This is a genomic window from Tenacibaculum sp. UWU-22 (assembly GCF_041021355.1).
GTDB lineage: Bacteria > Bacteroidota > Bacteroidia > Flavobacteriales > Flavobacteriaceae > Polaribacter.
In genome coordinates this window covers 1158053-1173127 of the sequence record NZ_JBFNGP010000001.1, presented here as the reverse complement: position 1 = coordinate 1173127, position 15075 = coordinate 1158053, and the positions used below count along the sequence as shown (strand labels likewise).

10 protein-coding genes are annotated in these 15075 nt (G+C 31.6%); 7 read left to right on the top strand and 3 right to left on the bottom strand.

Annotation, left to right across the window (positions count from 1 at the left end; all coding sequences use genetic code 11):
- Window positions 1-3 precede the first annotated feature (3 nt).
- A complete protein-coding gene (locus AB2B44_RS05210; protein WP_369048486.1) occupies window positions 4-4104 on the top strand; it encodes a two-component regulator propeller domain-containing protein in 4101 nt (1366 codons plus the stop codon).
- A gap of 86 nt (window positions 4105-4190) precedes the next feature.
- Window positions 4191-5729 (top strand): YifB family Mg chelatase-like AAA ATPase, encoded by a 1539-nt coding sequence (locus tag AB2B44_RS05205; RefSeq protein WP_369048485.1) that lies wholly within the window; start codon window positions 4191-4193, stop codon window positions 5727-5729.
- 7 nt (window positions 5730-5736) lie between these two features.
- Here AB2B44_RS05205 and AB2B44_RS05200 read toward each other — a convergent pair whose 3' ends face one another.
- Window positions 5737-6795: a branched-chain amino acid aminotransferase gene (locus tag AB2B44_RS05200; protein ID WP_369048484.1), complete on the bottom strand. Its 1059-nt coding sequence runs from the start codon at window positions 6793-6795 to the stop codon at window positions 5737-5739.
- A 255-nt stretch (window positions 6796-7050) separates the two neighbouring features.
- Here AB2B44_RS05200 and mnmD point away from each other — a divergent pair, with 255 nt between their 5' ends.
- Window positions 7051-7737 carry a tRNA (5-methylaminomethyl-2-thiouridine)(34)-methyltransferase MnmD gene (gene mnmD / locus AB2B44_RS05195; RefSeq protein ID WP_369048483.1) on the top strand — a complete coding sequence of 229 codons (687 nt, stop codon included), beginning with the start codon at window positions 7051-7053 and terminating at the stop codon, window positions 7735-7737.
- A gap of 143 nt (window positions 7738-7880) precedes the next feature.
- On the opposite strand, the gene AB2B44_RS05190 is transcribed toward mnmD, so the two are convergent.
- A complete protein-coding gene (locus AB2B44_RS05190) occupies window positions 7881-8624 on the bottom strand; it encodes a Bax inhibitor-1/YccA family protein (protein WP_369048482.1) in 744 nt (247 codons plus the stop codon).
- Window positions 8625-8786: 162 nt separating this feature from the next.
- On the opposite strand from AB2B44_RS05190, the gene ruvC reads away from it, so the two are divergent.
- The 3 genes from ruvC to AB2B44_RS05175 are packed head-to-tail and all read left to right on the top strand — an operon-like array spanning window position 8787 to window position 11282.
- On the top strand, window positions 8787-9344 hold the full coding sequence (gene ruvC, locus AB2B44_RS05185; RefSeq protein ID WP_369048481.1) for a crossover junction endodeoxyribonuclease RuvC: 558 nt from the start codon (window positions 8787-8789) through the stop codon (window positions 9342-9344).
- A gap of 50 nt (window positions 9345-9394) precedes the next feature.
- The gene (gene hemW / locus AB2B44_RS05180; RefSeq protein ID WP_369048480.1) at window positions 9395-10519 is read left to right on the top strand and encodes a radical SAM family heme chaperone HemW; all 1125 of its coding nucleotides are present in this window, start codon (window positions 9395-9397) and stop codon (window positions 10517-10519) included.
- A gap of 16 nt (window positions 10520-10535) precedes the next feature.
- A complete protein-coding gene (locus AB2B44_RS05175) occupies window positions 10536-11282 on the top strand; it encodes a cyclase family protein (RefSeq protein WP_369048479.1) in 747 nt (248 codons plus the stop codon).
- A 2-nt stretch (window positions 11283-11284) separates the two neighbouring features.
- Here AB2B44_RS05175 and lipB read toward each other — a convergent pair whose 3' ends face one another.
- Entirely contained in the window at window positions 11285-11989 is a 705-nt protein-coding gene (gene lipB / locus AB2B44_RS05170) for a lipoyl(octanoyl) transferase LipB (protein ID WP_369048478.1), read from the bottom strand.
- Window positions 11990-12295: 306 nt separating this feature from the next.
- On the opposite strand from lipB, the gene AB2B44_RS05165 reads away from it, so the two are divergent.
- Window positions 12296-15007 (top strand): reprolysin-like metallopeptidase, encoded by a 2712-nt coding sequence (locus tag AB2B44_RS05165; protein ID WP_369048477.1) that lies wholly within the window; start codon window positions 12296-12298, stop codon window positions 15005-15007.
- Window positions 15008-15075 lie beyond the last annotated feature (68 nt).

Genomic DNA, 15075 nt, shown 5'->3' with positions numbered 1-15075 from the left:
ATAGTGAACAAGCAAACAAAAAACATAAAATTAACTATTATTGGTGCCGTAATTGTGTTTTTATCAACAATAACTTCTGCCCAAAACCACATTAATTTCTCTCATATATCTCCCAAATTAAATGGTAAAGATATTATAGTTACTCAAAGCATTCAAAATCCAGTCAACAATAACATATGGATGGTTTGTAGCACGGGTATCTTAATTTATAACGGCTATGATTATAAACATATTGCTAACGATGTTATTTTTAAAGACAAAAAAAGAAACGATGCTGTAAAAAACATACTCGTTGATACTTCTAATAATATTTGGATATTGTCAAACTTTGGTTTTTTAATTAAATACAACTCTAATAACAATCATTTTAAAGACATTTCGCATATAGTTAAAAATGATGCCATCAATACTTTAAAACGAAAAAATAACAATATTTGGCTCGCTTCAAAAAAAGGCACTATATATCGCTACGCCAACAATAAATTAGATAGTATTACCCATATACCTACAGAAAAATCAGCTAAACAAAACATTATTGATATAGAGGTAGGTTCTTTTAACGAACTGTACTTGAGCACAGGAGATGGAGCTATTTTTGTTTACTCAGATTTGTCAAAAAAAGCAGAAACGTTAAAAGGCCCGTTTACAAATTACCCCGGCAATGTATTTCTAATGATGGATAACCAATATAGGCTTTGGATTGGAACGGAAACACAGGGATTATTAGTTTACAACACACTTACAAAATCTTTTATTAATAATAAAGTCTTTGAAAAGAGTGTTCCTAACATGAAAAATGAAATGGTTATTTCTTTATTTTGCGACAGTAGCGGTAATATATGGGCAGGAACGGATGGCGGAGGATTATATAAAGTAGCCCCCCGTACTGAAAAGGTTTCTCTATACCGAAAAGAAAACAGCAATCCCTTTTCTCTAGCCACCAATACCATTATAAATATTAGTGAAGATGCTTATAAAAACCTTTGGGTAATAAATAATTACGGAAAAGTAAATATATTACCCAGTGCAAATAATAATATTAATTATTTTGAAGGCTCTGCCAACAACACGCCTACTCGAGTATTAAGTATTTATAAAAGCTCAAAAAATATTTTATGGGTAGGAACCGATGGGTCAGGACTTACTAAAGTTAAATTTAATCCTGACGGAACAACTAAAGAAACCCAGTATTTTAATGATGTAAATAAAGGATTTTACGTACAATCTATCACCGAAGACAAAAATGGTAATATATGGTTTGGCACCTATAAAAATGGGCTATGGGCTTATAAAGCAAAAACAAAAACCTTTGAGAAATTAAACGTAATTAACACTAAAAATCAAAAAGCTTCTGACGTTCGAACGCTCTTTTGCGACTCTAAAGGTCGTATTTGGGTAGGCTCAGACGTTTCAATAAACCTCTATTCTTCTAATTTCAAATTACTCGCCTCTTTTGATAACAATTCACACGGATTAAAAGGAAGCAATACACGAAGTATTCTTGAAGATTATAACGGAATTGTGTGGCTAGGGTTATACCAAGGAGGAATGTTTGGCTTTAACGAAAACAAAAATAATTTAAAAACCTCTACGTTTACAAGCTATTGGTATAGCGATGAAAAAACACAACCCATAAGAGATGTTAAATCTATGGCTTTAACAAAAGCTAATATGATATGGTTAATTAACATTTCAGGAGAACTATTACAATTTAACCCCACAACAAAAAAATACACCACTTTTAACAATCTTACCGCTTTAAATGACCGAAATTTTCGAGCTGTTGCTGTACAAGATGATGACAATATTTGGTTAAGTTCGAACAATGGCATATACCACTTTCAAGTAAAAAAAGCTGTCTTAAAAAACTATAATGCTATTGATGGACTTCAAGGGGATGTTTTTTTACGAAGAAGTGTATTTAAAGACAAAGAAGGGCTATTATATTTTGGCGGTTTAAAAGGGTTAAACTTTTTTAACCCTGAAAAAATGAGTAAAAAAGAATCTAAAGCCACTTTGCAAATTGATAAAATAGAAGTTCTTAATCAACCCGCTAATATTTTGATTCCTGACCAAATAAAAAGCGGTGCTTCTAATGTAACCGCTCTAAAACTAAAAAACAATCAAGACTCATTTTCATTTCAATTTTTTGCAATCGATAATGTTTTAGACCCAAAATATTATTACACCTATCGTTTAAAAGGGTTTGATACCAATTGGATACCTAGTCATTCAAACCGCGTTGCTACCTATACCAATATACCTTCCGGACATTATACTTTCGAGGTAAAAGCTGGTACAAAAAAAGGAGTTTGGAATATTCCTGTTAAAAAAATTTCAATAAAAATTGAACCTCCATTTTGGAAAAGCACCTTAGCTTATATTTTATATTTATGCTTACTTGTATTAATTATTTATGGTATAAAACGCTGGTATGATTTAAAAAAGAATTTATTTTTAGAAAAAATAAACCATAAAAAGGATAGTGAGCTAAATGAGTTAAAAATGAATTTTTTCGCTAAAATATCACACGAAATCCAAACCCCTATCACGCTAATTTTAGGTCCTGTTGAAGAAATGCTAAAACAGCCCGAAACAAATAAAAACTTACTACTTAAACAACGACTAAATATTGTAGCTTACAATACTAAAAGACTTTCTAAAATTGCCAGTGAGCTAACTTTGGTAAGAGATAAAGAATTAGACAAACTACAACTAAATGTAACAAAAAACAACTTACACCAAAATATTACAGCTATAGCAAACTCGTTTAATGAGCTAGCTAGAAAAAAAAACATAGACTTCTCTCTTAACTATGCTAAAAACAACCTAGAAACATGGTATGATAAAGAAAAGGTAGAACATGTTTTATATAACTTATTATCAAATGCTTTCAAATTTACGCCAAAAGAAGGCCGTATTGAGTTATCAGTATTACCCACTAACTCTAACAAAATGATGAAATTTTTGATATCCGATTCTGGACAAGGTATCGACCAAAACGAATTAAACCTTATTTTCGAATTATTTTATCAATCAAAAAAAGGCAGAAACGCAAAAGGAACAGGAATTGGTTTAGCCTTAACAAAAGAATTAATAACGCTACACAAGGGGGTAATTGATGTAGAGAGCACATTAAATAAAGGCACTGCATTTACAATTAAAATTCCGATTTCGAAAGAGGCTTACAATGATTCTGAACGTATTATAACTGACGAACCTGAGCAAATAGAAAAAAATATTACCATTGAAAAACCTGTAAAAATTAAAAAAGACAATAATAAAGCATTAAAAAAAGCTATTCTTATTGTTGAAGATAATTATGAACTACAAAATTTTTTAAACGATCTTTTAAAAGATCAATACCACGTTTCTATAGCCGAAAACGGAAAAGAAGGGTACGAGTATGCAAAAAACAATGTTCCAGACCTTATTTTAAGCGATATAATGATGCCCGAAATGGATGGTGTAGAAATGTCTAAAAAACTGCAAAACAACCCTATAACAAAACACATTCCAATAATTTTATTAACCGCAAAAAATTCTACACGTTCTAAAATTGAAGGCCTTGAATCTGGCGCTGTTGAATACATCAAAAAACCATTTAACATCGACGAATTACTACTTAAAGTTAAAAATATTATTACCGCTAAAGAACATATTATCTCTAAATACCGAAAAGAGTTTATTAGTCGCCCTGAAGTAAAAATTGAAAAATCGCCAGATGAAATTTTTCTCGAAAATTTGGTTGACAAAATTAATTTAAAAATAGACGATGCTAACTTTAAAATGGACGAACTTTGTCATATGCTAAACATGAGCTATTCAAACGTTTATAGAAAATGCCTAGCATTAACAGGACATAGCCTATTAGATTTTGTTCGTTTAATCCGCTTAAAAAAAGCAGCAGTTTTAATTACTAAATTTAATTATTCTGTTTCAGAATCAGCTTTTATGACAGGCTTTAACGACCCAAAATACTTCTCTAAATGCTTTAAAAAAGCCTTTAAAAAATCGCCCATTAAATTTAAAAAAGAAGTAGAAAAAATTGGATTAGACGATTATTTAAAAAAATACAAAATGAGTTCTTTTTTTTCAGACTAAAGGTCTAGAGCTTATAAAGTTTGGTACGCTGCCTTGAAATTAAAAATAATAACAATATTTTTTTTATCTTTAAACAAAGAAAAAAAATGCTTGTAAAGGTTTACGGATCAGCTGTATTTGGCATCGAAGCCACTACAATTAGAGTAGAGGTAAATATTGATAAAGGTATTGGTTATCACTTAGTAGGTTTACCTGATAAAGCCGTTAGTGAAAGCTCATACCGAATTTCTGCTGCCTTAAACAATAATGGATATAAGCTTCCTGGAAAAAAAATTATCATTAATATGGCGCCTGCTGATATTAGAAAAGAAGGTGCTGCATACGATATAACTTTAGCTATCGGTATTTTAGCCGCTTCTAACCAAATTAAATCAAACGCTATTAATGAGTATATTATTATGGGCGAACTTTCTTTAGACGGAAGCATACAGCCTATAAAAGGAGCCTTACCTATTGCTCTAAAAGCAAGAGAAGAAGGTTTTAAATATTTTATTTTACCAAACCAAAACGCTAAAGAAGCAGCTATTGTAAATGATTTAAATGTTTTAGGCGTAAATAACATTCAAGAAGTAATTGATCATTTTAACGGTAACAAACTTTTAAAACCCACACTTCTTGATACGAGAGCAGAATTTTATAAACATATCGATTTTCCAGAACTTGATTTTAGTGATGTAAAAGGACAAGAATCTATAAAACGTTGCATGGAAATTGCAGCAGCAGGCGGACATAATATTATATTAATTGGTCCGCCAGGTTCTGGAAAAACAATGCTAGCTAAGCGGTTACCTTCAATATTACCTGCCTTATCGTTAAAAGAAGCTTTAGAAACAACCAAAATACATTCTGTAGTTGGTAAAGTAAAAAACACAGGCCTTATATGCGAACGCCCTTTTAGAAGCCCACACCACAGTTGTTCTGATATTGCCTTAATTGGTGGTGGCAACAATTTACCTCAACCTGGAGAAATTTCACTTGCACATAATGGGGTATTATTTTTAGACGAATTACCTGAGTTTAAACGCAATGTTTTAGAGGTACTTCGACAGCCTTTAGAAGACAGAGAAGTTACCATTTCTCGCGCTCGCTTCTCGGTTACTTACCCTAGTAGTTTTATGTTAGTAGCCAGTATGAACCCAAGCCCTTCAGGATATTTTAATGACCCTAACTCTTTACTAACATCTTCTCCGTTAGAAATGCAGCGTTATTTAAGTAAAATTTCAGGCCCTTTATTAGACCGTATAGATATTCATATCGAAGTCACTCCTGTTCCGTTTGATAAATTATCAGAAGATCGAAAAGGAGAATCGAGTATAACAATTCGAAAACGAGTTATGGCTGCTCGTAAAATTCAAACCACCCGATTTAAAAATTTCGAACAATTACATTACAATGCTCAAATGGGTGTTAAGCAAATTCATACTTTTTGCAAACTGTCACCCGAAAGTAAAACGCTTCTTAAAACAGCTATGGAAAAATTAAACCTTTCAGCTCGAGCATACGACCGTATTTTAAAAGTATCGCGTACTATAGCAGATTTAGCAAACGAAAAAGATATTGCCCCTAATCATATTGCAGAGGCAATACAATACAGAAGTTTAGACCGAGAAGGCTGGTTAGGTTAGTTAAATATTATACCAAAACCCTCCATCCATAAGGATCTTCTGTTTTGTTTGTTTGAATATCAGTTATTGTTTTCTTTAATTTTGAAGCATAAGAGTTTTCTAATTCAGGTAATTCATAATCATTTTCTTTATATCCAAAACCTGAAATAGGTGAAATAACTGCTGCTGTACCAGCACCAAACATTTCTTTTAAACTACCGTTTTTAGCTGCTTCAACAACTTCGGCAACCGTAATTTTTCTAACTTCTACAGGTAAATTACTATCTTTTGCTATCTGAAGAATACTTTTACGTGTTATACCATCTAAAATTCTATCACTTGTTGGGCTCGTAATTAAAGTATCATTTATACGTACAAAAATATTCATTGCCCCTGCTTCTTCGATATACTCATGGGTATTATCATCGGTCCAAATAACTTGATTGTATCCTTTTTCAATAGCTAGTTGCGTAGGATAAAATTGACCTGCATAATTACCTCCTGCTTTAGCATATCCAACACCTCCATTAGCTGCCCTAGAATAGTTTTCTTCTATTAAAACTTTTACTTTACCTGCAAAATAAGCCCCTGACGGCGCAGTAGCAATAATAAGCTTATAAGCATTCGCTGGCGAAGCATGAAAACCTGTGCCTGTAGCAAAAATAAAAGGACGTATATATAACGAGCTTCCTTCTTTGGTTGGTATCCATTGATTATCTACCTCTAATAGCTTTTTTAAACCACTCATAAATAACTCTTCAGGAAACTGAGGAATAGCCAATCGTTCAGCAGACTTATTTAATCTTCTACAATTATCTAACGGTCTAAAAAGTAATGTATTCCCTTTTTGATCTTTGTAGGCTTTCATACCTTCAAAAATAGATTGCCCATAATGAAAAATTTTAGCAGAAGGGTCTAAAGCAATTGGTGCAAACGGTTTAATGTTTGGGGTTTGCCATTGCCCATCAACAAAATCACATTCAAAAATATGATCAGAATATACACTACCAAAAGGCAAATTATCAAAATCTACTTGTGTAATTTTAGATTCTTTTACTCGCTCTACTTTAATATTAGCTACTTGCATAATTTAATCGTGTTTTAACGTAAGGCAAAAATACAGAAATTATTGATTTTTAGCTCACAAAAAAATAGTGTTTTTTTATTACAAAACAGTACCTTTGTTTTTTAATAAAACCCTGATTACTAAGCGCTATACTTTAAATGTATATTTTTACAACTAATAAAGTATCTTAGTAAAAAGTGCTTTCTTTATAAAAGAAAGTTATTACAGCAAAATTTTTAAATGAAAGGGTAACTATTACTCAATCTAAAAAATAATTTGAAAAGAGAAATTATTATAACTTCTGACGGTTCTACAACTGTACATCTACCTGACTGGAACGAACAATACCACTCTAAACATGGTGCTATACAAGAAGCTTATCATGTATTTATAAAAAACGGACTAGAAACCATTTCGAACACTCAAATTAACATCCTTGAAATAGGTTTGGGTACAGGTTTAAATTGTTTTATTACATTTTTAGAAGCTCAAAAAAATCTTAAATATATAGATTATACAGGTGTTGAAGCGTATCCGATACAAAACGATGAATTAGAAAAGTTAAATTTTGTTGCTAAATTAGAAGCGACAAAACACATGGCTATTTTTGACAAAATACATCAATCGTCATGGAATAAAAAACATGAAATTACATCTAATTTTATCTTAACAAAAAGAAAGCAATTTTTCTCTGATATTAATGACGAAAATTATTTTGATTTGATTTATTTTGATGCTTTTGGCGCTAGAGTACAACCAGAATTATGGACCGAAACTATCTTTTTGAAAATGTTTAACGCGCTAAAATTTAATGGTGTTTTAGTTACTTATTCTGCCAAAGGTAGTGTTCGACGAGCAATGGAATCTGTAGGTTTTTTGGTTGAAAGATTACCTGGCCCTCCTAGAAAAAGAGAAATGTTACGTGCCACTAAAAAAACAATAATTATACCACTTAAACCCTAAAATAAAATCTGAAATATGGAGTTTAAAAGAAAATTTGGAAACAAACAACGAAAACAACCTAAAAAAGGAGTGTTTTTAATCCTTTTATTGCTTATTGTGTTATTTATTTGGTTTAAAGCAGAAAGCATTATAAAATTCTTTTTCTAAAACCGAATGGCTAATTTTTTTAGTAATCGCAGTACTTCTATATAAAGCCAAATTAAGGTTATTAAAATACCCCAAGTAGCGAGCCATTCTTTTTCTTTTGGGGCATAGCCTATTTGCCTATCTATATAGTAAAAATCTAACAGTAAGCTAAACGACGCTACTAATGCCACAACAACATTAAAACCAATGGCTAACCACGAAGTTCCCCAAATAAAACGAGCATTAAACCCCACAAAAGTTAAAACCCAACTTAAAAAATAAACTGTAAATACACTAATAGTAGCAGTTATAATAAGAGCTTGAAATTGCTTTGTTACGCTTATTACTTTGGTTATATACAATAGTAACATTACAAAAAATGTTACTATTGTTACAGCAATAGCCTGAAAAGGCAAACCAGGAAATTTGTTATGTGCATACAAACTAATTCCTCCTAAAAAGAACCCTTTTGCCAAAGCATACATCGGCAATAAGTACTTAGCCAATGAGTGCTTAAAAGAAATAAACAAGCTTATTACAATGGCCACAAAAGCACCTATAGTAGTATACCACTTAATATTAACGCCGTTAAAAGATAATTGCCATGTGTAGCTAGCCGCAACACTAACTACACACAACATTACCAGTGATTTAAAAACAATGCCTTTAAGCGACATTTTTTTTAAAGCTTTTCTTTTGTTTTTATGCCAAAAATAATTGGTAAATGCCGGATTCGATGTTCGTAAACCAAGTACACTCATAAAACCAAAGATATAATTTATTTACTCGATAATAGGCGTTTATAAATCGTAAATTTACCTTAAAATTTAGCGTTTTCTCTAGAACTCTTAAGCTATATTACTAAGTAGTTTATTAACCGAAAGAAATGATTAGCTTTGTAGGTAAACTAATAAACAAATAATTTGGTCGTAGAAAAAATTATTTTAGGCGTTGATCCTGGAACAACAATTATGGGGTTTGGGTTAATTAAAATTATAAATAAAAAGATGGAATTTGTTCAAATGAACGAATTGCAACTAAAAAAATACGATGACCCTTACATAAAGCTAAAATTAATTTTTGAACGCACCATTGAATTGATAGACACCTACAATCCTGATGAAATTGCTATTGAAGCTCCTTTTTATGGCAAAAATGTACAATCAATGTTAAAATTAGGCAGAGCACAAGGCGTTGCTATGGCTGCTGGTTTGTCTCGTCAAATACCTATTACCGAATATTTACCTAAAAAAATAAAAATGGCAATCACAGGTAATGGAAATGCGAGTAAAGAGCAAGTTGCTTTAATGTTACAATCGCTCTTAAAACTAAAAAGCCTACCTAAAAACTTAGACGCTACCGATGGTTTAGCTGCAGCGGTTTGTCACTTTTATAATAATGGAAAAGTAATTGGTGGAAAAAATTACACGGGTTGGGCAAGTTTTGTAAAACAAAACCCTAATAAAATTAATGAAAAATAACTCAACTTGGCATGTTATCTCTTCAAAAAAAATAATTCAACACAACTATTTTGGCAGGCATTTACCTTCATATTCCATTTTGTAAACAAGCGTGTTTTTATTGCGATTTTCATTTTTCTACTTCACTAAAAAAAAAAGAAATTCTAGTGGCTTGTTTAGTAAAAGAGTTAGAATTAAGAAAAAACGAACTTGCTACTGAAACTATTGAAACCATATATTTTGGCGGCGGAACACCTAGTTTATTGACTATAGAAGAAATTGATTTATTAATCGATACCATCTACAAAAATTATCGTGTAATTAATAATCCTGAAATCTCTTTAGAAGCCAATCCTGACGATTTATCTGATGAAAAAATAAAAACATTAGCTCTTTCGCCAATTAATAGAATAAGCATTGGTATTCAATCTTTTTTTAAAGAAGATTTACAGTTTATGAATCGAGCCCATAGTGCCAAAGAAGCGCTAAAATGTTTATCAACAACAAGTGCGTTTTTTAACAATATTACTATTGATTTAATATACGGACTCCCAAACATGACTAACGAGCAGTGGCAAAAAAATTTACACACCGCTTTTAACTTCAACGTAAACCACATATCTAGCTATGCCCTAACCGTAGAACCTAAAACAGCCTTAGAAACGTTTATTAAACAAAAGAAATACCCTAGTTTAGACGAAAAAATTGCCAAGCAACATTTTGATATTTTAGTAGACGAAACCACTAAAAATGGGTTTATTCAATACGAAATTTCTAATTTTGGTAAGCCTAATTATTTTTCGAAACACAATAGCAGCTATTGGTTAGGTAAAAAATATATGGGCGTTGGTCCGTCTGCCCATTCTTTTAACAAAATCGAAAGAAGTTGGAATATTGCAAACAACCCCAAATACATAAAAGAAATTTTAGCAAACAAGCTACCCAAACAAGAAGAAAAACTAACAAAAAAGGACCGATATAACGAATATATAATGACTGGGCTACGGACTATTTGGGGGGTTTCGTTAAATAAAATTAAACAAGAATTTGGACCTGATTTTTATAAATACATTATTGCTTCATCAAAAAAAGACATCAATCAAAATTTATTAATTATCGAAAACGATAGCTTAAAAACAACCCAAAAAGGAAAGTTTTTAGCTGATGGGTTAGCTTCAAATTTGTTTTTAATTTAGTTATCTTTGAAGAGATATGATTGCTTTAATTGAATACAAGTCTAAAAAATTTAAAATAGATTTATCAAAACCAATTGATATTTCTATTGCTATAGACATGACAAAACCTGGAGTAAATGCCTGGGGTATAGATAATCCTAAAATTTTTGCTGAATCTTTTAACGGAAAAAAAGTTACGGTTTCTGAAGGAGCTTCTGTTAATTTTAATAGCATCTTTTTTAACCCACATTCACATATAACCCATACCGAATGTATTGGCCATATTACTAAAAAAGCATACTCGATTAACAAAAACTTATCATCATACTTCTTTTTAGCAGAAGTAATTACTGTTGCCCCAGAAGCTCTTAATAACGATGAAGTTATTGGCAAAAAACAATTACAAAATGCTTTAAAAAATAAAAACCGTGATGCTATAATTATTCGAACTTTACCTAATTTAGGTGATAAAAAAACACATCGATATTCAAATACAAATCCGCCATATCTATTAGAAGAAACAGCTATTTATTTACGTGAAAAAGGAATAAAACACTTATTAGTAGACTTGCCCTCAGTAGATAAAGAAAAAGATGAGGGTTTATTACTGAGCCATAATGCCTTTTGGAATACCGCTGAAAAACCACGATTAAACGCTACTATTACTGAGTTTATTTTTGTGCCAAACACGATAAAAGATGGCACATATTTTTTAAATTTAATGATTGCCCCTTTTGAAAATGATGCTACACCTAGCAAACCTATTTTATACAAAGTTTTATAACATCACAAGTCGATAAACTTATCTACTTCGAACAGACTTTTAAAATGTGCTAAAATTTTTTGCTTTACCGTTTCAATATCAATTTTTTCGCCCAATTCAGCCTCTAATGAAGTTACCGCTTTACCTCGAATGCCGCATGGTATTATATGGTCAAAATACCCCAAATTAGTATTAACATTTAAAGCAAAACCATGCATAGTTACCCAACGACTTGTTCGAATACCCATGGCACAAATTTTACGTGCAAACGGAGTACCAACATCCAACCAAACACCTGTTTCTCCTTTGCTTCGCTCTCCTTTTAAACCGTATTCTGCTATGGTTAAAATAATTACCTCCTCTAAAAAGCGAAGGTATTTATGAATATCGGTAAAAAAATTTTCTAAATCTAATATCGGATATCCTACAATTTGTCCTGGACCATGATAAGTAATATCACCTCCCCTGTTTATTTTATAAAAAACAGCTCCTTTTTGCTCAAGTTGTTTTTCATTTAAAAGCAAATTGCTCAAGTCGCCACTTTTACCAAGTGTATATACATGTGGATGTTCTACAAATAAAAAATAATTTGGGGTTATTTTGGCTTGTTTGCTGTTTCTATTTTCTATTTTTAAGTCAACAATATTTTGCAACAAATCGGTTTGATAATCCCAAGTTTCTTGATAATCTTTTCTCTGTAAATCCTGTAAATAAATAGTTTTATTCATATCTTCAACAAAGATAGTGTATTATGCTTATTTAAATAACATTTACTTTTTTATACACTAGCCTCATCCTTCAAAAATTATATTTTAATCAATACTATAATAATCATATTACTTTTTCATTGAAAAAACGAAAAATAGCAACCTAAGATTTAACTGTAAGTAAGCTCATTTTTTAACGTACAAACACTAAAAAAAAGCCTAAAATTTAAACCGATTAAAAAAAACAGTATATTTACGTTTATTATAACCGTTTATACATCACGTTAATAGCAGTTTATTTACCCCCGTATAGTTGAATTTAAGTACATGAAAAAAATCATCCTCCTACTTTTTATTTTAAACACCTTACTTGCTAGCGGGCAGGATTTATGGAAAAAAATAAACCCAAAAAATAGTTCTACTAAAGAAAATTTGGCAAGAAGCAGTTCGCCTAAAAATTTTGAAATTTATTCGTTAAATAATGAGCTTTTTAAAAATAACCTTAAAAACGTCTCAGAAAACGTAAAAAAAATTATTCCACTTCCTACTGCTGAAGGAAAAATAGAAAAATTTTCAATAAAAGAAACCTCTAATTTCAGTTCAAAATTAGCGGCTAAATATGGGTATATTAAATCATTTACAGGTCAATGCATTAATAACCCATCTATTAAAGCTAAAATAAGTATTGGTTTAGATGGTATTCATGTTACCGTATATACAAAAAAAGGCACATTTTATGTAGATCCTTACACAAAAGACTTTACCGAATACATTGCTTACAAAAGACAAAACTTACTAAACAATACAAATTATAACTGTTTAGTAAACGAATCAGAAAAAAGTAATGCGCTTAAAAAATCTACTGCTGCCAAAAGCGCAAGCGATGGTTTTTTAAGAACCTATCGGTTAGCTTTAGCTTGTACAGGAGAGTATGCTCAATTTCATTTAAACAACCAAGGAATACCCGATACAGCTAGTGACGCTACAAAAAAAGCCGCAGTACTTAGTGCCATGAACACCACTATAACTCGAGTTAATGGTATATATGAAAGAGATTTGTCTGTAAAAATGACTATTGTTGTTAACAATTCTGGAGAAAATGAATTGATATTTTTAGATAGCGCAACCGATAATTTTACAAATAATGATTCTAGTAAATTGTTAACTGAAAATCAAACAAAGTGCGACAATATAATTGGTTCTTCAAATTACGACGTTGGTCATGTTTTTAGCACGGCTTCTGGTGGTTTAGCTGCCTTAGGAGTAGTCTGTGTTTCAGGAGAAAAAGCACATGGAACTACTGGAACTTATTATCCTTCTGGAGATGCTTTTGATGTAGATTTTGTATCACACGAAATAGGGCATCAATTTGGAGCACACCATACTTTTAATGGTTCAGATGGAAATTGTTCTGGAGCAAACAGAAACAATAATACAGCCGTAGAACCAGGAAGCGGCTCAACTATTATGGGCTATGCTGGTCTTTGTAGTAGCCAAAATATACAAAGTAGTAGTGACGATTATTTTCATGCCATAAGTATTACTGAAATTTTGAATGCTATTTTACCTGTTACATGCCCTACCAAAACAAGCACAGGTAATATTGCTCCAATTGTAAATGCAGGGGCCGATGTTAGTATTCCAAAATCGACCCCTTTTGTTTTAAAAGGAGAAGCTACAGACGATGAAGGAACCGCCAACCTAACTTACTGCTGGGAACAAATAGATAACGAAGTAAACTACACTACTCCTCCAATATCAACCAATACTGGAGGCGCTATGTTTAGGTCGTTACCCCCTTCAAGTTCTCCCAATCGGTATATGCCAACCTTAGCAACTGTAATATCGGGTAGTACAGCTTCAGAATGGGAAGTAGTGCCTTCTGTTGCTAGAGATTTAAATTTCTCTTTAATAGTTAGAGATAACCATACTGGTGGTGGCGCTAGCACAAGAGATGATATTAAAGTAACCGTTACTAATGCCAACCCTTTTACGGTTACCTCTCAAAATACTAATGTAGCATGGGCTATAGGCTCTACCCAAACCATTACTTGGGATAAAAGCACCACTAATATTGCCCCTATAAATTGTGCAAACGTAAATATTAAACTTTCTACCGATGGTGGTGTCACTTTTCCAATAACACTCAAGGCAAACACCCCTAATGATGGTAGCGAATCTATAACTGTGCCTAATAATGCCACCTCTACAGCAAGAATTATGGTAGAAGCTGCAGACAATATTTTTTACAATATTAATTCAACTGATTTTACAATTGGAACACCAGAATATTGCACTTCAAATTACACAGATGATACTAATGGCAAAGAATACATCGCTAATGTTACATTTAACACCATTAACAACACCTCTGGCAATGCAGCTACTAACGGATATGAAGATTTTACAAATATATCCACAAGCGTAAAAAAAGGACAAACTTACAATATTAGTGTAGCTTTTGATGTTGCAGGGTTTCAAGATCATTGCTATGTTTTTATCGATTGGAATGGTGATTTTAATTTTGACACCACTAACGAAAGATATGATTTAGGAATTTTATACAATAATTCAACTCCTGCAAGTTTAAATAAAGATATTATTGTACCTAACGATGCTATTATAGGTTCTACTAGAATGCGTGTAAATATTGAATACACAAACACACAGACCAGTAACCTTGCAGGTGAAGGAGCTTGTGATAGTGACCACACTAGTGAATGGGGTGAAACCGAAGATTACACCCTTAATATTGAAAATAATACCACTAATGTTGAAAACTTTAATTTTAACAGTTTCAACCTATACCCAAACCCCTCAAACGGTACATTTAACTTAACTTTTGAAGTTGTAAATACCGACAAAGTTTCTATTCTTTTATTTGATTTAATGGGTAGATTGGTAGAAGAAAAACAATATTTAGACACCTCATCTGTTTTTTCAGAAAAACTAAACTACAGTAAAATAGCTTCAGGATTATATTTTTTAAAAATTAAAAATGGAGGAAAGCAAATCATAAAAAAAGTAATTGTTAAATAATTTTTTTATTGACAAGCTTCTAAATTAGCCCCTTTTTTACATTGTATAAATTTGCTTATTTTAGCACT